Consider the following 20824-nt stretch of genomic DNA (forward strand, 5'->3'; position numbering starts at 1 on the left):
CAGCTTTGTTGCAAGCGCCCGTGGTTCCGGTGGAGGAGCGTGGCACATCGGGTGGGCTAATCCTAGGCCGGACGTTTCGCTGCTCACGCGGGTTACACCGGAAAGTGGAAGCGCTAGGTTGTTGCACCGCAGCCTTACAGCCTTTACCAGTGAGGCAGAGTTAAGTGGGTGCGGCACGGTGCTGAGTTTCATACATCATTCGCTGCGTTGGGCGGGGTCAGCGCTATTGCTTTCAGCAATGGTGTCGGGCGCTCATGCGCAGGAGATCAGGATCGGGCTTGCGGCGCCACTCTCCGGCTCGTTCCAGCTTCTTGGCGAACAGTTCGTCAACGGCGCGCGCATGGCGGCGAAGGACGGCGACATCGAGCTGATCGAAGTCGATGACGGCTGCACCGCGGAAGGCGGCGAACAAGCCGCCCATGTGATGGCGCAGGCCGACGTCTCCATGGTCATCGGCTTCCTCTGCACGCCTGCGATCGAAGCCGCGATGCCGGAGCTTACGAAAATCGGCCTTCCGGTTTTGACACCATTGCGTACGCCACGTCTCACCGATGCGCGGGTCCGCACCGGCTGGCCGATCTGGCGCTTGGGACCCCGCCTTGATGACGAGCCCAGGGCGGTTGCGCGTCTTCTTGTGCAGGCCTGGCGGAACAAGCACTTCGCCATCATCGATGACGGCACCATCTATGGCCGCGAACTGGCCGAGAACCTGCGCGCCGAAGCAGAGCTCGCCCGGCTTGAGCCGGTTCTCTTTGATACATTCCGTCCCCAGATGGACAACCAGATCGGCCTCGTCGGCCGTCTGCGCCGGTCCGGCGCCACCCATGTATTCGTCGGCGGCGACCGTTATGACATGGCGATCATCGCCCGCGATGCCCGCAAGCTGAACTACGACGTGGTGCTGGCAGGAGGTGAGGCGCTGCGTTCGGAGGAAGACTCCATTCATCTGCCGGAGGGCGTGCTGATGGTGGGGCCACCGCTCTGGGAGAACCTCGCGTCTCCCGAGGTCCTGAACCAGTACAAGGAGGCTGGGATCGTCCCGGAAGGCTATACGATGCTGGGCCATGCTGCGGTGGATGTTGCGGCTGGCGCGATCCGCGCGGCGGAAGCAGCTGGCAAGCCGGTCGTAGACCAATTGCGGAATTTCAGCTTCGACACGGCCATCGGTCAGATACGCTTCAACGCCAATGGCGATCTGACTGTGAACCCGTATCAGCTCTATGTCTACGACGGCACCGAATTCATTGAGGGGGGAAATTGATGTTCAAGTCCGGTCCGCTCAATCTCATCACCGATGTTGCAGGCCTGAAGGTCGGCAACGCGCAGGACCAGCGCCTGAAGTCGGGCGTCTCCGTCGTCGTATGTGAGGAACCGGCGGTGGCAGGCGTGCAGGTGCTGGGCGGCGCGCCGGGCACCCGCGAGACGGATCTTCTTGAACCTCACACGCTGGTGCAGGCTGTGAATGCCATCACGCTCTCCGGTGGTTCAGCCTTCGGGCTCGACGCTCCTTCGGGCGTCCAGGCGGCACTACGCGAGCAAGGCCTAGGCTTCACCGTAGCAGGCTACAATGTCCCGATCGTTCCCGGAGCCATCCTGTTCGACCTGCCCAACGGCGGCGACAAGGATTGGGGCCGCTATTCCCCCTATCGCGAGCTTGGCTACGAGGCAGCCATCAATGCAGCCACCGGCGCTTTCCCGCTCGGCACTATTGGTGCTGGAACCGGCGCGACTATCGTCGGCATGAAAGGGGGCTTGGGCTCCGCCTCGACGGTGCTGCCAAACGGCATCACCATCGGGGCCCTGGTAGCCGTCAATGCGTTGGGCAGCGTGACTGTCGGCGATACGGACCATTTTTGGGCCGCACCCTTCGAGATCGGCGAGGAGTTCGGTGGCCTCGGCTGGCCCGCTCCGATCCCTGCCAACGCCCAGACTTTGCGCAGCAAGGCAACGCCTGCGATCGCCAACACGACCATCGCCATCATCGCGACGGATGCCAAGCTCACCAAGGCGGAAGCCAAGCGCCTCGCAATCTCGGCCCACGACGGCTTCACCCGCGCAATCTGGCCGGCACACACACCGCTCGACGGTGACCTCGTCTTCAGCCTAGCGACCGGGCGGACCGAAAAAGTTCTGGATCAGGCGGACTATATCGAGCTTTACGCGGCGGCAGGCGCCACAATGGCGCGCGCCATCGCACGTGGCGTCTTCCATGCCACGCCTGAGGAACGCGATCTCGTTCCCACCTGGAGCGAGCGCCGTCAGCAGCGCTAGACCGATATTTCCCCCTCGGCAAACCTGTGGCAAGGTTGATCAACTTACGGGAGAGTTCTCCATGTCTATTGCACGCCTTGCCATTGCCGTAGCCCTGACCGCCCTCACCCTCACACCAGCCAGAAGCGGCGACACGGCCACGCTGGAAATCCTTGGCTTCAGCGAGGACGGCAAGATCTTCGCCTTCGAAGAGTATGGCGTGCAGGATGGCTCCGGCTTCCCCTACGCCAATCGCTTCTACATCGATACGCAGACGGACAAGTTCCTGCCCGACACGCCGGTCCGCGTGAGGCTTGATGACGAACAGGCAACCATCGATGCCGTTCGCGACGAGGTGAAAACTAAAGCGCAATCAATCATTTCAGACGATATCCTGCGGCGGAACCAGGGTTATACGGTTGGCCTAAATCCGGTAACGGAACTGTCGACAGATCCCCACCGCATTACGGTCAACCCTCGTCCCGTCTTCCCTCCGATCGACGCACCGCTTGCGTTCACCCTCGAAGAGAAGGTGATGGACGCGCCGGAAAACTGCGAGCTGTTCGGCCCTCGGGTCGGCTTCCGCCTCCTGCGGATCGGCACAGAACCAGGCGCGGAGACACAGCTGCTCCACGACGACAAGTCGGTTCCATCAAGCCGCGGCTGTCCGCTGGGCTACCAGCTGGCGGGTGTTCAGACATTTTATCCGGAAGGCGGAAACCCGGTCTATGCGGTGATCCTTGCGGTGCGCGCCGGAGGCTTCGAGGGCCCGGATCATCGCTATATCGCGGTCACCGGAAAGTACTAGTTTCACGGTAAAGCTGCCTTAGATCACATCGTGCAGTTCAAATTGCGGTTCTGCCCTGTGGTTAGGAGGCCCGGCGCGTTGACAGGGCAGCCCCGTCTGTTAAACCCCTGCCAACCCCTCACAAACGGTAGGAAAGCCAATGATCCCGCGCTACTCGCGTCCTGAAATGGCCGCAATCTGGTCGCCCGAGACCAGGTTCCGGATCTGGTTCGAAATCGAAGCTCACGCCACTGACGCGCTCGCAGAACTTGGCGTGGTGCCGAAGGAAGCCGCCCGCGTCATCTGGGAAAAGGGTGGACCCGCCACCTTCGACATCGACCGCATCGATGAGATCGAGCGCGAGACCAAGCACGACGTCATCGCCTTCCTGACGCATCTGTCCGAAATCGTTGGCCCGGAAGCCCGCTTCGTCCACCAGGGCATGACCTCGTCGGACGTGCTCGACACCTGCCTCAGCATCCAGCTTGTGCGTGCGAGCGACATCCTTCTGAAGGACATGGACGCCCTGCTTGCTGCGATCAAGAAGCGCGCTTTCGAGCACAAGGACACCGTCACCATCGGGCGCAGCCACGGCATCCACGCCGAGCCGGTCACCTTCGGCATCAAGCTGGCTCAGGCCTATGCTGAATTTGCGCGTGGTCGGGAGCGTCTTGAGCGCGCCCGCGAAGAGATCGCCACCTGCGCCATCTCCGGCGCTGTTGGCACCTTCGCCAACATCGATCCGCGCGTTGAAGCACACGTTGCCGAGAAGATGGGCCTGAAGCCGGAGCCGGTCTCCACGCAGGTCATCCCGCGCGACCGTCACGCCATGTTCTTCGCGACGCTGGCCGTTATCGCCTCGTCGATCGAGCGCCTTGCGATCGAAGTGCGTCACCTGCAGCGCACCGAGGTTCTGGAAGCCGAAGAGTATTTCTCGCCGGGCCAGAAGGGCTCGTCGGCGATGCCGCACAAGCGCAATCCGGTTCTTTCGGAAAACCTGACGGGTCTCGCCCGCATGGTCCGCGCCTACGCCCTGCCCGCAATGGAGAACGTTGCCCTCTGGCACGAGCGCGACATCTCCCACTCCTCGGTCGAGCGCATGATCGGCCCAGACGCCACCGTGACGCTCGACTTCGCGCTCGCACGCCTCACCGGTATGATCGACAAACTGGTGATCTACCCTGAGAACATGGAGAAGAACCTCAACAAGTTCCGGGGTCTCGTCCATTCCCAGCGCGTTCTGCTGGCGCTGACCCAGGCTGGTGTCAGCCGCGAGGATTCCTACCGTCTGGTGCAGAGAAACGCCATGAAGGTTTGGGAACAGGGCGCTGATTTCCTTGAGGAACTGCTTGCAGACAAGGACGTCCGTGCAGCTCTCTCGGAAGAGGAAATCCGTGAGAAGTTCGACCTCGGCTACCACACCAAGCACGTCGACACGATCTTCAAGCGCGTCTTCGGCGAAGCATAAGACTGAGTTGCGTCTCCCCCACCCCTTCATGGTGAGCTTGTCGAACCACGAAGGGGGGGGGAGCAGTGAAACAAGACCCTCGTGCTTCGACAAGCTCAGCATGAGGGTCCTGTAGCCGGAGTTGAGTGAGGGCTACACGGTCCTGATGACCGTGCCCCAAGGATCTTCAAGCGTCTCGCCCGCCTTCTCGGCTGGTCCCTTCAGCGCAACCCAGGACAGTCCGCTACGGCCATTGTCGCGCCGTCCAGCGCCAGCGCTCTGCCAGGAGTTGGCGCCGATGTGGTGGTGGTAGCCGCCCGTTGAGAGGAACACGGCCTGCACGCCGTAGTGGGCTGTAGTGTCAAAACCCATGGTCTCATTCCACCAACGCTCTGCCTCGGCGGGATTGCCCACGCGCAGGTGGACGTGGCCTACGACCGTACCCGCTGGAGCCTTGTCATAGGGCTGATCGCCGCCGGGCGTCTCGATAAGGTTGCGGATGTCCAGCGGCAGCGTCTTCATCTCCACTTCCCTGGATACCCATTGCCACTGGTCAGCCGGACGGTCGGAGTAGATCTCGATGCCGTTGCCCTCGGGGTCGGTCAGGTAGATCGCCTCGCTGACCAGATGATCGGACGCGCCATCAACCGGCAGGCGTTTCTGGATCGCGCGTTGCACCCAGCGGGCGAGATCTGCGCGCTCCGGAAACAGGAAGGCCGTGTGGAAGAGACCCGCGTCACGCGGATTGTCCGGCTTTAGGGCCTTGTCTTCCTCGATCGTCAGCAGCTTCTGGTCGCCAGCGCCGAGTACAGTTTCGCTAACACTGCGGGAAAGTTCTTCCAGCCCCAGCAACTCGCGATAATAGGAAGCAAGAGCGTCTGCGTCGCGGGCCTTCAGCCCCACGCCAGCGATGCTGACCGGGGTGGTCGCAGCAAAAGGCAGGTTTGTCATTTGGATAAGGCCTCCAGCCGAAATGGAGCGGGCCGTATGTTGATAAGCGACGCTCGTCTGATTTTCTCACCGTCATTTGTCGGTGTCGACCCTGTTGTGCAATACCTCCAACCGGAACAACGTGTTCATCATCCGGAAACAATGAGTGTGGATACCGCTGTTGCACCGCCGGGCAGAGGTGGGTAAAGCCGAAATCATGAAAGCAAGAGACGCAGACATTCTCATCGTACCGGGTTACGGCAATTCCGGACCCGAACACTGGCAGACGCGCTGGCAGAACCGCATTCCGTCCGCGCGCCGGCTTGAGCAGCGCGACTGGCTGAAGCCTGTCCTGGAAGAATGGGTCGCCACGGTCGTTGCTGAGGCCAATGCAGCCGAAAAGCCGCTCGTACTCGTCGGCCATTCGCTCGCAGTTCCGACGATCATCCACGCCGTCCCGCACATCACCGCGAAGATTGCCGGAGCCTTCCTGGTCGCTCCACCTGACGTGGCAGACCCGAATATCCGGCCGAAGCACTTCATGACCTTCGGCCCCTACCCGCGCGAACGCCTGCCCTTCCCGACCATGCTCGTTGCAAGCCGGAACGACCATTACGGCGCATACGAGGTGGCGGAAGAACTGGCCGAAGCCTGGGGCGCGTTATTGATGGATGCCGGCGAAGCCGGCCACATCAACACCGATGCGGGCTACGGTCCGTGGCCGGAGGGAAGCCTCGCCTTCGCTCACTTCATGGCGAAGCTATAAGGGGCGCTCGGCCCCTCTTGATCACACCACCTCAAGCAGGCGGTGCGGCTCCGGTGGCAATTCCACGACAATTGCATCGCCCGACCGTACCGCACCGCTTTGACGGACGACACCCATCACGCCGCTCTTGCGGATGACGCGGCCGTCAGCAGCCTTGTCGATCAGCGCGTACATCAGCCCCTTCTGGAAATTTTCAAGAAGCTTGCACGGGCTGCGCAGGCCGGTGACCTCTACCACGGCTTCCGGGCCGATCCGCAGGATCGTGCCGGTCGGCAGATCAAGAAGCGGGATGCCTTGCGTCGTAATGTTTTCACCTATCGCGCCAGGGTAGACTTCAAAGCCGGTGGCTTTCAGCTCATCCAGCAACTCCTGATGGACAAGATGCACCTGCCGCAGATTAGGCTTCGTCGGGTCCTTGGCCTTTGCGTAGCGGTGCATGACGGTCTCGCCGGCATGCGCGTCACTCTCCACCCCTAGCCCCGCCAGAAGGTTGATAAAAAGCTGGACGGGCTTCGTAAAGCTGTGGCGCGGCGATGACGCGACCGCAATGACGCTGGCATTCATGAATTTCACGATCGTAGGGTTGTTCGCTCAGGCCTTGGGCAGGCTTTCGCGCGCGGCAGAGAGAAGATTGTTGGCGCCCTGCGCCATATAAACGTGTTCATTGCCGATCGCAAACAGCCGGTAGCCCATACCATGGAAGCGCCCGACGGTATGGGGATCCGTGACATATATCCCGGCGAACTTGCCCGCCGCCGTTGCACGCTCCGCAATGGTCGCGATTGCCTCCATGATGTCTTCGCTCAACGGATCGATGCGCGCGCCACGGAACCAGGCGATCGAAAAATCAGACGGCCCGACGAACACCCCATCAATGCCATCAACCGCCAGGATGTCATCGACGATGGCAAAGGCTTCCCGCGTCTCCACCATCGCAAAGGCAACGGTCTTGCGGTTCGCCTGCTCAAGCCATTCCTGCGCACTGGAACTTCCCACCCGATGCATGGCGAGATGCGGTCCCCAGGAGCGTTCGCCCACGGGCGGATATTTCATCGAGGCGGCAAACCTTCGGGCATCCTCGATCGAGTTGATCATCGGAGCGATGACGCTCTCGGCACCAAAGTCGAGAGCGCGGCTTGCCATGTCGAACCGCCCGACGGGTATCCGCACGAGCGCAGGTTTGCGCTGGGCGATGATGGGCTGAAGCGCCTGCTGAACGCTCCCCTCGTGGTGAGCGCCATGCTGCATGTCGAGTGTCACAGCATCGAACCCGAGCGTGGCGACCGCTTCCACCGTGGAGGCATCGGCGATGCCAGACCAGGCGGTAATGATGTTTTCACCGCGTAAGAGACGTTCAGCGAGCTTCTGCATGGATCACACCGGAGGATTGATCTGAAGGGTTGCATCTCTCAGGAGATCCACCATCTTGGTGCGAAGCTCCTCATCCGACACGGAAACACCGGCGGCGTCGAAATCAGCGCGCAGCTTGCGGAAGACATCTTCGTCCCCCGCCTCCTCGAACTCTGCCAGAATGACTTCCTTGGCATAGGCGTCCGCGTCAGCTTTGTTAAGCAGCGCGGCGGCCCAGAGGCCTAGGAGCTTGTTGCGTCGCGAGATGATCTTGAACTTTGTCTCCTCATCATGCGCGAACTTCCGTTCAAAGGCTTCCTCACGTTCCTTGAGAGTGGTCATGGGAGTATCCCTCAACTCGTTAGCCCCAGTTACAGCGAAGCCGAAGATGCTCTTTCGGTCAAGTGAAGTACGCATCTTGCCGCATGACGGTTGATTAACGCAAATGGTGATTGAGATGGGACCGCATTTGCGCTAAGAGCCCCGCAGAGCCGCACTGGCCGTATTTATCTTGCCGAGTCAGGCTATGATCACCATTTGAAGACCGGCACCCAAACCCAGAGTTAACGCTATGACCCGTCGCCGCCGCATCTATGAAGGCAAGGCCAAAATTCTTTATGAAGGCCCGGAGCCTGGTACCCTCATCCAGTTTTTCAAGGACGACGCGACTGCGTTCAACGCGCAAAAGCACGAGGTCATTGACGGCAAGGGTGTTCTCAACAACCGTATTTCCGAGCACATCTTCGAAAACCTGAACCGGATCGGCATCCCGACCCACTTCATCCGCCGCCTCAACATGCGTGAGCAGCTGATCAAGGAAGTGGAAATCATCCCGCTCGAGGTCGTGGTCCGCAATATCGCTGCCGGCTCGCTCGCTACGCGCCTTGGTCTCGAAGAAGGCACTGTCCTGCCGCGCTCGATCATCGAGTTCTACTACAAGGCCGACGCCCTGAACGACCCGATGGTCTCGGAAGAGCACATCACGGCCTTCGGCTGGGCGACCCCGCCGGAACTCGACGACATCATGTCGCTCGCCATCCGCATCAACGACTTCCTCTCCGGCCTCTTCCTTGGCGCGGGCATCCAGCTCGTCGACTTCAAGATCGAGTGCGGCCGCCTCTGGGAAGGCGAGATGATGCGCATCGTTCTCGCCGACGAGATCTCTCCGGACTCCTGCCGCCTCTGGGACGTCGCGACCAAGGACAAGCTGGATAAGGACCGTTTCCGTCGCGACATGGGTGGCCTCGTCGAAGCCTATCAGGAAGTTGCCCGTCGTCTCGGCATCATGAACGAGAACGACAACGGCAAGCCTGCAAGCCCGGTTCTGGTGACGTCCAAGCCGGACGATGGCGAGACGCGCCACTAAGCATCTGATGACTGCCGCTCCGGCCGCCTTCTTCAAGGCCGCCGGAGCCGCCTCGGTATCTTCTTTGGAGTAGGCATAGTGACCAAGGCCCGTGTTATTGTTACGTTGAAGAATGGCGTCCTGGACCCTCAGGGCAAGGCGATCGAAAGCGCGCTCGGCGGGCTTGGCTTTGCCGGTGTTGCCGGTGTTCGTCAGGGCAAGGTGTTCGATGTCGTGCTCGAGGAAACCGATCCGGCCAAGGCTGAGGAAGCCCTTCGCAAGATGTGCGAACAGCTTCTCGCCAACACGGTGATCGAAGACTTCAGCATCAGCATCGGCTGATTGCCAGACACCCGGCTCCCCCAAAACACTCTGGAACGAATGCCATGAAATCTGCAGTCATCCAGCTCCCGGGCCTCAATCGCGACCGCGACATGATCGCCGCGCTTACGAAGATTTCCGGCAAGGCTCCAGTCACCGTCTGGCAGACGGACACCGACCTGCCCGATGTCGATCTGATCGTCATCCCCGGCGGCTTCTCCTATGGCGACTACCTGCGCTGCGGCGCGATCGCTGCACGCATGCCCGTGATGCGGGCCGTGGCCGAAAAGGCTGCCAAGGGCGTCAAGGTCATCGGCGTCTGCAACGGCTTCCAGATCCTGCTTGAGGCTGGCCTTCTGCCCGGCGCTCTGATGCGCAATGCATCGCTCAAGTTTGTCTGCCGCGAAGTGAAGCTGCAGATCGCCAACGCGAACACCGTCTTCACCAACGCCTATCAGCCGAACCAGATCATCCGCTGCCCGGTAGCCCATCACGACGGCAACTACTTTGCCGATGCCGCCACGCTTGAGCGGATCGAAGGCAACGGCCAGGTGGTGTTCCGCTACGCCGACGGCACGAATCCGAACGGTTCGATCAACGACATCGCTGGCGTCATGAACGAGAACGGCAACGTGCTTGGCCTGATGCCGCACCCCGAGAACCTGATCGAAGCCGCCCATGGTGGTTCCGACGGTCGGGGCCTGTTTGAGAGCGTTCTGGGAAAAGCTGCGTGAGCCGATCGCCTCTTCCCGTTCGGGCCGGACTGCTTGGCTGCGCCGCCGTTCTTCTGGCTGCCCTGGCTGTCGCCGGGTGCCGGGATGAGAAGGTGAGCCCCGTAGAGGCCCCTCAGACGGGACAGGCAGCGGCGATCGCAACGCTTCAGGCAATCAACAGCAAGGCGGCGACCTGCTGGATGCGGTCCAAGGACCCGGCTTTCGCGGGTCTCCGGCTGATCCCGGAACTGGATACGCAATACGGGCGCCCTCGCCTGCTGCTGTTGAAGAAGAATAGCCAGTATGGCTTGCCGGTCCTCGTCGTAGAGGCTCAAGGCAGCCCGGCGAAAATTGAAACCTATGGTCCCCTGACCCAGGGTCCGGTCGGCAGCCGTATCGAGCAGGATATCCGGCGTTGGTCGACGGGCTCACAGGCATGCGTCGCCTGACCGGCAGGAAAAGCGCGAATTATTTCTTTGAAAGGTTGAAGCGTAATGAGCATCCCGAACGCGATCCCCATCACCCCGGAGCTGGTGGCCGCGCATGGGCTGAAGCCTGACGAATATCAGCGTATTCTCGACCTGATCGGCAGGGAGCCTACTTTCACCGAGCTCGGCATCTTCTCGGCCATGTGGAACGAGCATTGCTCCTACAAGAGCTCGAAGAAGTGGCTGCGCACGCTTCCGACCTCCGGTCCGCAGGTCATCCAGGGCCCGGGCGAAAACGCGGGCGTCGTTGATATCGGTGACGGCCAGACGGTCATCTTCAAGATGGAAAGCCACAACCATCCGTCCTTCATCGAGCCCTATCAGGGTGCGGCGACGGGCGTGGGCGGCATTCTGCGCGACGTCTTCACCATGGGCGCGCGTCCGATCGCTGCCATGAATGCGCTGCGTTTTGGTGAGCCTGACCATCCAAAGACCAGGCACCTTGTTTCCGGCGTCGTTGCAGGCGTTGGCGGCTATGGCAATTCCTTCGGCGTTCCGACCGTTGGCGGTGAAGTGCAGTTCGACGAGCGCTACAACGGCAACATCCTCGTCAATGCCTTCGCTGCAGGCCTCGCTGACGCGGACAAGATCTTCTACTCCAAGGCGGAAGGCGTTGGCCTCCCCGTCGTCTACCTCGGTGCCAAGACCGGCCGCGACGGTGTCGGCGGCGCAACCATGGCATCGGCAGAGTTCGACGAGACCATCGAGGAGAAGCGCCCGACTGTTCAGGTTGGTGACCCCTTCACCGAGAAGTGCCTGCTGGAAGCCTGCCTTGAACTGATGGCCTCCGGCGCCGTCATCGCCATCCAGGACATGGGTGCAGCCGGTCTCACCTGCTCGGCCGTGGAAATGGGCGCCAAGGGCGACCTCGGTATCCGCCTCGACCTCGACAAGGTTCCGGTACGCGAAGAGCGCATGACCGCCTACGAGATGATGCTCTCGGAGAGCCAGGAGCGCATGCTCATGGTGCTGCGTCCGGAGCAGGAGGAAGAAGCCGAAGCCATCTTCCGCAAGTGGGGTCTGGACTTCGCCATCGTTGGCGAGACCACCGACGACCTGCGCTTCCGCGTCTTCCATCAGGGCGAGGAAGTTGCCAACCTCCCGATCAAGGAACTCGGCGACGAGGCTCCGGAATACGACCGTCCATGGGTCGAGCCGAAGCCAGCCGCGGCCTTGACCGATGCAGACATCCCGCAGGCCGACGTGGCTGACGCTCTGGTGAAGCTACTGGGTTCGCCGAACCTCTCGTCCCGCCGCTGGGTCTGGGAGCAGTACGACACGCTCATCCAGGGCAACTCGCTGCAGCTTCCGGGTGCCGACGCCGGTGTTGTCCGTGTCGAGGGCAGCGAGAAGAAGGCGCTGGCCTTCTCCTCCGACGTGAACCCGTTCTACTGCGAAGCCGATCCGTACGAAGGCGGCAAGCAGGCTGTGGCCGAGTGCTGGCGCAATCTGACGGCCAGCGGCGCGCTGCCGCTCGCATCGACCGACAACCTGAACTTCGGCAATCCTGAGCGTCCTGAGATCATGGGCCAGTTCGTCTTCGCCATCAAAGGCATCGGCGAAGCCTGCCGCGCGCTCGACTTCCCGATCGTCTCCGGCAACGTCTCACTCTACAACGAGACGCTTGGTCAGGGCATCCTGCCGACGCCCACCATCGGTGGCGTTGGCCTGATCAAAGACTGGTCGCGCATGGCACGCGTTCGCTTCGCCGCCGAAGGCGAAGAAATCCTGCTCGTCGGCGCATCCGAGGAATGGGGCACACACCTTGGTCAGTCTGCCTATCTGCGCGAGCTGCATGGCAAGAAGATCGGCCCTGCCCCGAAGGTTGACCTCGCGCACGAGCGCAAGACCGGCGACTTCGTCCGCAAGCTGATCGCTGATGGCATTGTGACGGCATCGCACGACATCTCCGATGGTGGCCTTGCTGTTGCCGTTGCCGAGATGGCGATCGCCTCCGGCATCGGTGCAACGATCGACCAGCCGCAGAACGCCTCTCCGATCGCAGCCTTCTTCGGTGAGGATCAGGGCCGTTACGTCCTGACCGCCCCGAAGGGTACGGCAGCGAAGCTCGCGACCGATGGCGTCGGCGTTCAGGTAATCGGTGTCACCGGTGGCACGGATGTGAAGCTTGGCGACGCAAAGGCGGTCTCCGTTGCAGCGCTCAAGAGCTCGCACGATGGCTGGTTCCCGGCCTTCATGGATGGTGCTTCGCACTAGCCGAGCAGCTTATAAAATCTCGATCGACGGCGGGCTCTGTCCCGCCGTTTTTCATTGGCGCGAAGGCTGAGATCCAACGGCTCCCCCACGCCTTTGCTGTGGGGAAATCACCGCTGCATTGGTTTGCTTTTCCCTGCCATTCGCGGCATTCTCCGACTCGTTGAAAGAAGGAGTATTTTCTGGTGGCAATGGACGCTAAAGAGATCGAACGCCTCATCAAGGAGAGCATCCCGGATGCCAAGGTGACGATTCGCGACCTTGCCGGCGATGGTGACCACTACGCCGCCGAAGTCGTCGCGGAGAGCTTCCGTGGAAAGAGCCGGGTACAGCAGCATCAAATGATCTATGAGGCGCTGAAGGGCAACATGGGCGGGGCACTGCACGCCCTTGCGCTTCAGACCAGCGTACCCGACTGATCTACTCTCGTATTTGCTGATTTCCGCGCCGCCCGTGTCCCTCACGGCGGCGCTTTGCTTTTGAAGAACTTGCTATCGCTTAAGCCAGCATCGGCCAGAGCGTCAGCGCCAGCAAAACACCCATCACGATGTTGAACCACTTGAGACGTACCGGATCGGAGAGGAAGCCTCGGAGCGCCATGCCGAAGGCAGTCCAGCTGGAGACGCAGGGCAGGTTGACGAGTGCAAACGCTAGCGTCACCAGTAGCACGGACACGAAGGGCGTCTGCGGGTCCGTATAGAGCGCCATCGCGGTGACGGCCATCACCCAGGCCTTCGGATTGATCCACTGGAATGCGGCAGCTTCGATGAAGCGCATCGGCCGCTGCTTCTCTTGCTTGCCGGAGCCCATGGAGCGGGACATGGCGATCCGCCAGGCGAGGTAAAGAAGGTAGGCACCACCGGCGACCTTCAATCCAAAGTGCATGCTTGGATAGGCGGTGAGCAATGCGCCAAGCCCGAAACCCACCCCCAGCAGCAGTGAGGCAAAGCCAATGCCGATGCCCAGCATGTGCGGGATACTGCGCTTGAACCCGAAATTCACTCCCGAAGCGAGCAGCATGAAGTTGTTCGGTCCCGGCGTTATCGACGAGACGAACGAAAAGACCAGCAATGCTGCGAAAGTCTCGGACTGCAACGGGGAACCTTGGGAAATTTCAGGTTGGAACTAGAGCAATTCCAGGAAAAGTGGGGCCGGTTTTCCGTCCGGAATTGCGTTAAAACGATGATCTAGTGACGCTCCCCTTCCCCGGAGGGAAGGTTCGCGCTGAAGATGTAGAATAGTTCCGGCAGGAATATGTCGCCGCCGGAACTACTGTTGCTTTAGAGGCCTTCCGGACCGCGATTCATGGCGGCCACACCGGTGCGGCACACTTCCACGAGGCCGAGCGGCTTCATGATCGCGATGAACTGCTCGATCTTGGAAACTCGTCCCGTGATCTCGAAGATGAAGTGCTCGGTGTTGGCGTCGATGACATGCGCCCTGAAAGCATCAGCGAGGCGCAGTGCCTCCACACGGGCGTCGCCCTTGCCTTTCACCTTGATCATCGCAAGTTCGCGCTCGAGCGGATTGTCCTGATTGCGCTCCTGCGCAACTTCGGAGAGGTCCACAACGCGATGCACGGGAACGATGCGCTCGAGCTGATGCTTGATCTGCTCGATGACGTTCGGCGTGCCATGCGTCACGATGGTGATGCGCGACAGGTGCTGCTCGTGCTCGGTTTCGGAAACAGTCAGGCTGTCGATGTTGTAGCCGCGGCCGGAGAACAGGCCGATGACGCGCGCAAGCACGCCAGGCTCATTGTCGACCAGCACGGCCAGCGTACGCTTCTCTGCCTTGGAAGTTTCCTTGGTAATGAAGTAGGCGGAGCCGGTCGGTTGTAGGTGAGCGCTCATATTACTCTCTCGGAAAAGCTTTTGCCCCTGGAGTGCCCTGCTCGCTTGATAGGCGGCAGGCGCTCCCCGTGTCACGTTCGGCGTCGGCCCTCGGTATATCGCTGGCCGACACCATTGGTCCCTGGATGTTAAACCAGCATCCGGCCCTTTTCGTCGATGGCGTTGGCGACGGCTTCGTCCGTTGCCTCGTCCGGCAGCAGCATCTCGTTATGCGCCTTGCCCGACGGGATCATCGGGAAGCAGTTGGCGAGGTTCGCCACGCGGCAATCGAAGATCACCGGTCCCGGCGTCTCGATCATCTCCTTGATGGCGGCGTCGAGCTCGCTCGGCTTGTCACAACGGATGCCATGGCAGCCGTAGGCTTCAGCCAGCTTCACGAAGTCCGGCATCGCTTCCGTGTAGGAGTGCGACAGGCGGTTGCCATGGAGCAGCTGCTGCCACTGGCGCACCATGCCCATGTACTGGTTGTTCAGGATGAAGATCTTGATAGCCGCGTTGTACTGAACGGCCGAGCTCATCTCCTGGATCGTCATCTGGACAGATGCGTCACCGGCAACGTCGATGACCAGCGCGTCCGGATGGGCTATCTGAACGCCAAGTGCCGCCGGCAGGCCGTAACCCATCGTGCCGAGACCTCCGGAAGTCATCCAGCGGTTCGGCTCCTCGAAGCCGAAGTGCTGCGCCGCCCACATCTGATGCTGGCCGACTTCCGTCGTGATGTAGGTCTTGCGGTCCTTGGTCAGCTCGTAGAGACGCTGGATCGCGTACTGCGGCATGATCACGTCGTCGCTGTGCTTGTAGGCCAGCGAATTGCGGCTGCGCCACCGGTTGATCTGATCCCACCAGGGTTTCAGGCCATCCTTGTCGGCCTTTGCCGTCGCCCGCCAAAGGCGAACCATGTCCTCGAGCACCGTGCCGGCATCGCCGATGATCGGGATATCGACGCGGACGTTCTTGTTGATCGAGGACGGATCGACGTCGATGTGGATCTTCTTCGAGTTGGGTGAGAACGCGTCGATACGACCGGTGATACGGTCGTCGAACCGCGCGCCGATGCAGAGCATCACGTCGCAGTCGTGCATGACCATATTGGCTTCGTAAGTACCATGCATACCCAGCATGCCGAGCCAGTTCTCACCGGAGGCCGGATAGGCGCCGAGGCCCATCAGCGTAGACGTGATCGGGAAGCCCGTCAGGTTGACCAGCTCGCGCAGCAGCAACGAGGCTTCAGTACCCGCGTTGACGACGCCACCGCCGGAATAGATGACCGGGCGCTTGGCCGTCTTCATCAGCTCGATCGCAGCCTTGATGGCTTCCGCATCGCCATGGACGCGCGGATGGTAGCTGGTGCGGGGTGCGGTCTGCGGCGGCGTATAGGTCCCCGTAGAGAACTGGATGTCCTTCGGGATGTCGACGACGACAGGTCCCGGACGCCCCGTTCTGGCAACGTGGAAAGCTTCGTGCAGGATGGCCGCCAGCTCGTTGACGTCGCGAACCAGCCAGTTGTGCTTGGTGCAGGGACGCGTGATGCCGACGGTGTCGCATTCCTGGAATGCGTCCGAGCCGATCAGCGTAGTCGGAACCTGGCCGGTGATGCAGACGAGCGGGATGGAGTCCATCAGCGCGTCCTGCAGGGGCGTGACGGCATTGGTGGCGCCAGGGCCGGAGGTGACGAGCATCACGCCGACGTTTCCGGTAGACCGGGCGTAACCCTCGGCAGCATGGCCAGCGCCCTGCTCGTGACGAACAAGGATGTGCTCGATGTCTTCCTGCTGAAACAGCTCGTCATAGATCGGGAGGACGGCGCCACCGGGGTAGCCGAAAATGTGCTTTACACCGTTGTCCCTCAGCGCCTGTACCACCATCTCGGCGCCCGTCATCTCTTGCATTTTTGTCTCCTGCCACTTGGGCGCTGGCGCTTGTGCATTCATCTGCTTTCCTGCCCCATTTGATCCACGGACCTAATACTGCCATTTCTGGCAAATCGACAATAAAAAAGGCCCCCGAAGGAGCCTTTGTTTGCACATGAGCGGCTGATGCCTGGCGGCTACGCCGCCTTGCCCATGTGCCTACCCACCACGAGAAGAATGTTCGTTGTCATGGCGGCGACATTAATGGCAGTGCTTTTGGTCTGTCAATCCGGAATCTGCGAGATAGAGCAAGGCCCCTCACCGCCTGCACCGGATCTAGACCGGCTTGTTTAACTTGCCGCCGGTCTGGATGAACCACGCTGCTTCTTCTGTGGGGTTGAAATAGCCTGTGCGATCTACCGCCCTGCTTCCCTTGTCGGCCTTGACCTGCCCCGGCTTGTCGTCAGCGCGGTTCGACTTCCCGAAGAAGGACATTCGCTTCTTGCCGGTCTTCTCGGCTACCGCGGTTGCGGCCTCGGATGATGCGCTGGTCAAGGTCGCTTCTGGAACGTCACCCTTGGGTCTGGTGTTCAGCAGGTCCGCAAGCTTCTTCCGCAACTTCTCTTCCATCTTGGCATCCACGTCCGTCGGCGTGACGGCGGTAGTCGCTGAACTGCTGGACGTGGTGGAGGACGACGTCAGCACTGAACCCGTATATCCGCTGTCGAACGTCGCACGCGAGGTGGAGGCAAAAGAGCCATCGCTGAACATTGACGATCGCTTCGAGTTGAGGCCTGAAAGCTGGCGTTTTGAATCCGTGTTGGAAGCCCATTCTTCAACCAGACTCAGATTGAACAGCACCTGCCCCTGCTTGCCGACCCGAAACGCATCATGGGTCAGGAGCTCCTCCGGGATCCCGATCGTCTGGACGAGGTTGTTTCTCAGTTGAGCCTCCTCTCTCACCAGAAGGTCCCTGATCTCTGCCGCGTATTTGAAATGCTTCACCTTCGGATTTGCGCCCAGCCAATCAACCCACCGGTGAACATCCGAAAGCTTGAGCAGGCGACTGTCATCCCGATAAATTTCGGCAACGGAGCCGTTTGGCAGTTTGACCGCGCCAATGTAGCCCGTCAGCGATTGATTGAGCTTGGTTTCAAGCTTGGCTTCCTCGCCCCGAGCCTTGGTCTCCTGGAGAAAACTGATCCTGTCCCACACCCGGTTGTTCTGCAGGCGAAGTTCGATCGGGTCATTGCTGAGAGCGATGAATTCCCGCACGACGATCTTGCGATCCTTGTTCGTCTCCCGCGAAAACGTCCTCCACAGCACGCCATCCACCGTCCGGTGACCCGCGTCTTCCACATACTTCTTGCCTTCCCTGTACTTGGTGCGGCCAAGCTCCAGCTTGAGATCCGCGACTCGGGATTCACGATGAATGAGTTTGACCGGCCGGCAGTCATCGGCGGCTTGCCTGAAGGCCAGACGGAAGTAACTGCGCAGTTCGTCCCGGTTCGTCCGCTGACCGTGGTTGTAGACGGAGCTCAGAATGTCGGAGATGAAGCGCTCGCCATTCGACAGTAGCATCAGGTTCCAGTTGCAGTCGCCGGGTTGGTGAATGCGCCCCTCGTTGAACTCATTGCCCCACGCCTTGGCGAGATTCTGGACAAAGTTCGCTTCCTGCATTTCGGGGGTCTGCCTGGCAGCCTGGTAGACGTGAAATGCAGCATAGAGACCGAGCGATGTGACAGCGGTTACCACGGCTATCCCTACTCCGGCGCTTGCTCCGATGCCAAAGACACTGACCAGCAGCACCGCAGCGTGAAGGCCAGGGTTCTTGAAGAATGACGAACAACTGGCCAGTTTGTTCAGGACGGCAATCAGCCGGTTGGCCATCCATCCCGGAAGATGGCCCCTCAAGTGCGTCCGCACCTTCTCCATCGCACTCGGCTCTTGGGCGCCGGCTATGGATATGGATTCCTTGACGATTACCCGGGTCGCTTCGACGATCCTCGACCATTGATCGCGTGAGAAGGCGGCAGCTCCAACGCCATCAGGCTGGAGCTTGACGTTGTCTTTGATGGTCCTGACCAGGTCCTGCATGTCTCCAACGGTCACGTCCCGGTATTTCCGCGAGCCAAAGAGCTTTGAGTGAGCCTTCCGCGGCAGGACGTAACCGGTCTCCTGTCGAAGTTCATCCAGACGCTCGCGGATGCGATCGGTCACCCGCAGCCTGGTCTCGACGATGGACTTCTTGGGGCAGTGCGCGAAATCCCTGACGCGACTCCAGCAGGTGCGGTCGTTTTTCCTGTAGGTGATGATGAGCTGACCGTTCGGACCATCAATCAGATCAAGAAGATTGCCGTGTTCGTGATCGGCGAACTGAGCAGCCTTGTTCCAGAAATCTGCTGGATCACCGCTGCGGACGCCGAAGGCTTTGTTGATGATTGAACCGGACACAGCACCACCCCTAAAAATTGTTTGCTTTATGAATTGATTACATCCGACCAAATGCTGAATTTATCGAGTAAATTGAAAATGATGCTTCTGACTGATGGCTGATTCAATTCAACGAAGTTGAAATATGACATCATGATCGGCTGCTCGTTTTCATCAAGGGCGAAGTAAACCCCATCTGTCATGCGCCACAGGGAAGAGTACTGCATCAGCAGGATCAGCCGATCCCGCGTCAGCTCCCCCACATCATGCATTGACTGGACGGATAGGCATATTCGCTGGACACGGTCCTCAACCTCGACGGTCAGGAGGTGGTCACCGATCAGGATCTTCCATGCATCCTCGACCTTTTCGACTTGTTTGGCGGCGAACGCCTCAGGCAGGGCAGATTGAATAAGCTCTTCGACCAGCTTGTGTTCTTCTGCCATTGTATGCCCCTCACCGCTCCGTCTGCGCAAACTTTTCAAACGTTGATAGTTTAGGGTATACGGCCACTGAGATCGTAACTGTCATTTTTGGTACATAACGCGTTCCGGCCCGGACGGGTTGAATTGACCGGACGAAGTTTGGTCCGAAACCAGTAACAAAAAAGCCGCGCCGACCGAATGCAAGGGCGGCACAGCCTGAGGAAATTCTGGTCTGGTCACGCAGAACTGGGCGATATCGCGCCCAGCTCGGCAGCATTCAGTTGGTGGCGTCCTTACTAATTTTAACCTGACCACTGAAAGTGCGACGTATCCTGGAGGCCAATCCCTGCTTGGTTTTCGACTTCACAACCTGAAGTTGCTGCTCTGACGATTGCACTGCAGGCTCTTTAGCTTCCAGCTTCTTGAGCTTTTTGTCCTCTTTAGCTTCCAGCTTCTTGAGCTTTTTGTCCGCCTCCGTTGTGCGCGACTCTTTGATGAGCTTCCCCAAGTCATCGCGAAGTTCCTTTTCCCGAAGAGCGATACGCTTGAACGCATCATGCTTGAGAACTTCCTGCAGTCGTTGACCATATAGCCTGCCACCCGGGGCGAGTGCGGCCGCCAGCTCGCCGATCTGCGGATTAGAGGCAAAGGCGTCTGGCCCAAAAAGCGAACCCAGAAGGGCCCACGGCATCAACAATGACTCCGAGGGCGTGGCGGATGCCTGGGAGACATCATCAAACGATACAACTGCCCTATCGGAATCCTCCGAAATGCCAGGAGAGTGCAACAGAGGATCTATTACGTCAGCATAGCTGACCTCCTCGTCATCCGACACCTCCGTGATAATGGGTCCCGAATATACATTTTCCTCGAACCGATCATTGATCTTAGGGCCGAGCTGGCTTTCCGGGGGTGCAGACCTCAGTACCTCCGTCGGAGTGCTGTACTGAGATCCCGCAGGCTGCGCTTCATTCGGCGAATAACCCGTCATATTGAGAGAAACACGCGCTATATTATCCGTTCCGATCGTGACATTCGCCAGATCGAACGTGCGTATCGAAATCCCCGCGTTGGTGAAGGGATGACCCTCAATAAATGAGGCACCACTCAAAAGGTCCTTCAGGATGAGCGTACGCAGATCAATGCTATTACTCTTCCCGAGTAACTCTACACCTTCCATTCTGCGCATAAAGCCAACAAGGTCTTTGGCGGATGGCCCATCTTTGGGCTCCTTGAATACCAATCCGATCCCGCCACTTTGCATACGAACGGTACCGCCAAATACTGGCAATCCTATCACATTTCCCCGATACAGATCCTTGTCTGAGACGTAGTAGGAGGCCTCGTTCAACAGTAAGCGCGAATTTCTGTGCACCTTCTGAAGCGCAGTGCTCTGATGCATGAAGTGTCCACCAAAAAGAGGTGGACACCAAATCATGGACGATACTCCTAAACTGCAGGTGCGGCTTGTTGGCCGCGACGGCCGCCGTCGATATGACCCTGCCTCCCGAGATCGGCTTGTCGCAGCGTGTTTAGAGCCCGGCGTTTCGGTTTCGCGTCTAGCTCTGGAGCACGGCGTCAACGCCAATCTCGTTCGCAAGTGGGTAAAGAGAGCCAAAGAAGATAGTGCTTTACCTGCGGTATCTACGTTC

General features: G+C 60.0%; 22 protein-coding genes. 12 read left to right on the forward strand and 10 right to left on the reverse strand.

Features of this window, described 5'->3' with window-relative positions; genetic code table 11:
* Positions 1–178 precede the first annotated feature (178 nt).
* The 4 genes from IEX27_RS03575 (at position 179) to purB (ending at position 4505) form a co-directional block, all read left to right on the forward strand.
* The gene (locus IEX27_RS03575; RefSeq protein WP_244630198.1) at positions 179–1261 is read left to right on the forward strand and encodes a branched-chain amino acid ABC transporter substrate-binding protein; all 1083 of its coding nucleotides are present in this window, start codon (positions 179–181) and stop codon (positions 1259–1261) included.
* A complete protein-coding gene (locus IEX27_RS03580; RefSeq protein WP_188719535.1) occupies positions 1261–2271 on the forward strand; it encodes a P1 family peptidase in 1011 nt (336 codons plus the stop codon). Before IEX27_RS03575 ends, IEX27_RS03580 begins: the two co-directional genes overlap by 1 nt.
* 61 nt (positions 2272–2332) lie before the next feature.
* Positions 2333–3058: a DUF2259 domain-containing protein gene (locus IEX27_RS03585; protein ID WP_188719536.1), complete on the forward strand. Its 726-nt coding sequence runs from the start codon at positions 2333–2335 to the stop codon at positions 3056–3058.
* 139 nt (positions 3059–3197) lie between these two features.
* Positions 3198–4505 carry an adenylosuccinate lyase gene (gene purB, locus IEX27_RS03590; RefSeq protein WP_188719537.1) on the forward strand — a complete coding sequence of 436 codons (1308 nt, stop codon included), beginning with the start codon at positions 3198–3200 and terminating at the stop codon, positions 4503–4505.
* A 132-nt stretch (positions 4506–4637) separates the two neighbouring features.
* Here purB and IEX27_RS03595 read toward each other — a convergent pair whose 3' ends face one another.
* The gene (locus IEX27_RS03595) at positions 4638–5435 is read right to left on the reverse strand and encodes a VOC family protein (RefSeq protein ID WP_188719538.1); all 798 of its coding nucleotides are present in this window, start codon (positions 5433–5435) and stop codon (positions 4638–4640) included.
* A gap of 196 nt (positions 5436–5631) precedes the next feature.
* Here IEX27_RS03595 and IEX27_RS03600 point away from each other — a divergent pair, with 196 nt between their 5' ends.
* Entirely contained in the window at positions 5632–6180 is a 549-nt protein-coding gene (locus IEX27_RS03600; RefSeq protein WP_188719539.1) for an RBBP9/YdeN family alpha/beta hydrolase, read from the forward strand.
* Positions 6181–6201: 21 nt separating this feature from the next.
* Here IEX27_RS03600 and IEX27_RS03605 read toward each other — a convergent pair whose 3' ends face one another.
* From IEX27_RS03605 to IEX27_RS03615, 3 genes are read right to left on the reverse strand one after another with little or no spacing between them, the layout of a single operon-like run.
* The gene (locus IEX27_RS03605) at positions 6202–6744 is read right to left on the reverse strand and encodes an MOSC domain-containing protein (protein ID WP_188719540.1); all 543 of its coding nucleotides are present in this window, start codon (positions 6742–6744) and stop codon (positions 6202–6204) included.
* Between the two features lie 27 nt (positions 6745–6771).
* A complete protein-coding gene (locus tag IEX27_RS03610) occupies positions 6772–7551 on the reverse strand; it encodes an HpcH/HpaI aldolase family protein (RefSeq protein WP_188719541.1) in 780 nt (259 codons plus the stop codon).
* Between the two features lie 3 nt (positions 7552–7554).
* On the reverse strand, positions 7555–7872 hold the full coding sequence (locus IEX27_RS03615) for a DUF1476 domain-containing protein (protein WP_188719542.1): 318 nt from the start codon (positions 7870–7872) through the stop codon (positions 7555–7557).
* A 229-nt stretch (positions 7873–8101) separates the two neighbouring features.
* Here IEX27_RS03615 and purC point away from each other — a divergent pair, with 229 nt between their 5' ends.
* The 6 genes from purC to IEX27_RS03645 all read left to right on the forward strand — a co-directional run bounded on the left by purC (position 8102) and on the right by IEX27_RS03645 (position 13030).
* Positions 8102–8896 (forward strand): phosphoribosylaminoimidazolesuccinocarboxamide synthase, encoded by a 795-nt coding sequence (gene purC / locus IEX27_RS03620; protein WP_188719543.1) that lies wholly within the window; start codon positions 8102–8104, stop codon positions 8894–8896.
* Between the two features lie 78 nt (positions 8897–8974).
* Complete coding sequence (purS, locus tag IEX27_RS03625) at positions 8975–9217, forward strand: phosphoribosylformylglycinamidine synthase subunit PurS (RefSeq protein ID WP_188719544.1); 243 nt, start codon at positions 8975–8977, stop codon at positions 9215–9217.
* 44 nt (positions 9218–9261) lie between these two features.
* The gene (gene purQ / locus IEX27_RS03630) at positions 9262–9930 is read left to right on the forward strand and encodes a phosphoribosylformylglycinamidine synthase subunit PurQ (protein ID WP_188719545.1); all 669 of its coding nucleotides are present in this window, start codon (positions 9262–9264) and stop codon (positions 9928–9930) included.
* On the forward strand, positions 9927–10358 hold the full coding sequence (locus IEX27_RS03635; protein WP_244630199.1) for a hypothetical protein: 432 nt from the start codon (positions 9927–9929) through the stop codon (positions 10356–10358). The genes purQ and IEX27_RS03635 overlap by 4 nt, the downstream gene beginning before the upstream one ends.
* Before the next feature lie 45 nt (positions 10359–10403).
* Positions 10404–12614, forward strand: a complete 2211-nt coding sequence (gene purL / locus IEX27_RS03640) for a phosphoribosylformylglycinamidine synthase subunit PurL (protein WP_188719546.1) — start codon at positions 10404–10406, stop codon at positions 12612–12614.
* Positions 12615–12796: 182 nt separating this feature from the next.
* On the forward strand, positions 12797–13030 hold the full coding sequence (locus IEX27_RS03645; protein ID WP_188719547.1) for a BolA/IbaG family iron-sulfur metabolism protein: 234 nt from the start codon (positions 12797–12799) through the stop codon (positions 13028–13030).
* 79 nt (positions 13031–13109) lie between these two features.
* Here the strand turns inward: IEX27_RS03645 and IEX27_RS03650 are convergent, their stop codons facing one another.
* The 6 genes from IEX27_RS03650 to IEX27_RS03675 form a co-directional block, all read right to left on the reverse strand.
* Entirely contained in the window at positions 13110–13706 is a 597-nt protein-coding gene (locus IEX27_RS03650; protein ID WP_188719548.1) for a LysE family translocator, read from the reverse strand.
* 185 nt (positions 13707–13891) lie between these two features.
* Entirely contained in the window at positions 13892–14464 is a 573-nt protein-coding gene (gene ilvN, locus IEX27_RS03655; protein ID WP_188719549.1) for an acetolactate synthase small subunit, read from the reverse strand.
* A 128-nt stretch (positions 14465–14592) separates the two neighbouring features.
* Complete coding sequence (locus tag IEX27_RS03660; protein WP_188719550.1) at positions 14593–16395, reverse strand: acetolactate synthase 3 large subunit; 1803 nt, start codon at positions 16393–16395, stop codon at positions 14593–14595.
* Positions 16396–16650: 255 nt separating this feature from the next.
* Positions 16651–18768 (reverse strand): hypothetical protein, encoded by a 2118-nt coding sequence (locus tag IEX27_RS03665; protein WP_188719551.1) that lies wholly within the window; start codon positions 18766–18768, stop codon positions 16651–16653.
* A 26-nt stretch (positions 18769–18794) separates the two neighbouring features.
* Positions 18795–19193, reverse strand: coding sequence for a type III secretion system chaperone (locus IEX27_RS03670; protein WP_188719552.1), 399 nt, complete (start codon positions 19191–19193; stop codon positions 18795–18797).
* A 256-nt stretch (positions 19194–19449) separates the two neighbouring features.
* The gene (locus tag IEX27_RS03675) at positions 19450–20574 is read right to left on the reverse strand and encodes a hypothetical protein (RefSeq protein WP_188719553.1); all 1125 of its coding nucleotides are present in this window, start codon (positions 20572–20574) and stop codon (positions 19450–19452) included.
* Between the two features lie 34 nt (positions 20575–20608).
* On the opposite strand from IEX27_RS03675, the gene IEX27_RS21645 reads away from it, so the two are divergent.
* The coding region (locus tag IEX27_RS21645; RefSeq protein ID WP_373869854.1) for a transposase at positions 20609–20824 on the forward strand (216 nt) is incomplete at its 3' end.

Origin of the sequence: Nitratireductor aestuarii (genome assembly GCF_014641695.1) — a bacterium.
Classification (GTDB): Bacteria; Pseudomonadota; Alphaproteobacteria; order Rhizobiales; family Rhizobiaceae; genus Chelativorans; species Chelativorans aestuarii.

What these genes read in the sequence shown, in the direction of transcription:
- IEX27_RS03580 (WP_188719535.1), top strand. Translation starts at nt 1,261, where the DNA reads ATGTTCAAGTCCGGTCCGCTCAATCTCATCACCGATGTTGCAGGCCTG.
- IEX27_RS03585 (WP_188719536.1), top strand. Translation starts at nt 2,333, where the DNA reads ATGTCTATTGCACGCCTTGCCATTGCCGTAGCCCTGACCGCCCTCACC.
- purB (WP_188719537.1), top strand. Translation starts at nt 3,198, where the DNA reads ATGATCCCGCGCTACTCGCGTCCTGAAATGGCCGCAATCTGGTCGCCC.
- IEX27_RS03595 (WP_188719538.1), bottom strand. Translation starts at nt 5,435, where the DNA reads ATGACAAACCTGCCTTTTGCTGCGACCACCCCGGTCAGCATCGCTGGC.
- IEX27_RS03600 (WP_188719539.1), top strand. Translation starts at nt 5,632, where the DNA reads ATGAAAGCAAGAGACGCAGACATTCTCATCGTACCGGGTTACGGCAAT.
- IEX27_RS03605 (WP_188719540.1), bottom strand. Translation starts at nt 6,744, where the DNA reads ATGAATGCCAGCGTCATTGCGGTCGCGTCATCGCCGCGCCACAGCTTT.
- IEX27_RS03610 (WP_188719541.1), bottom strand. Translation starts at nt 7,551, where the DNA reads ATGCAGAAGCTCGCTGAACGTCTCTTACGCGGTGAAAACATCATTACC.
- IEX27_RS03615 (WP_188719542.1), bottom strand. Translation starts at nt 7,872, where the DNA reads ATGACCACTCTCAAGGAACGTGAGGAAGCCTTTGAACGGAAGTTCGCG.
- purC (WP_188719543.1), top strand. Translation starts at nt 8,102, where the DNA reads ATGACCCGTCGCCGCCGCATCTATGAAGGCAAGGCCAAAATTCTTTAT.
- purQ (WP_188719545.1), top strand. Translation starts at nt 9,262, where the DNA reads ATGAAATCTGCAGTCATCCAGCTCCCGGGCCTCAATCGCGACCGCGAC.
- purL (WP_188719546.1), top strand. Translation starts at nt 10,404, where the DNA reads ATGAGCATCCCGAACGCGATCCCCATCACCCCGGAGCTGGTGGCCGCG.
- ilvN (WP_188719549.1), bottom strand. Translation starts at nt 14,464, where the DNA reads ATGAGCGCTCACCTACAACCGACCGGCTCCGCCTACTTCATTACCAAG.
- IEX27_RS03660 (WP_188719550.1), bottom strand. Translation starts at nt 16,395, where the DNA reads ATGAATGCACAAGCGCCAGCGCCCAAGTGGCAGGAGACAAAAATGCAA.
- IEX27_RS03670 (WP_188719552.1), bottom strand. Translation starts at nt 19,193, where the DNA reads ATGGCAGAAGAACACAAGCTGGTCGAAGAGCTTATTCAATCTGCCCTG.
- IEX27_RS03675 (WP_188719553.1), bottom strand. Translation starts at nt 20,574, where the DNA reads ATGCATCAGAGCACTGCGCTTCAGAAGGTGCACAGAAATTCGCGCTTA.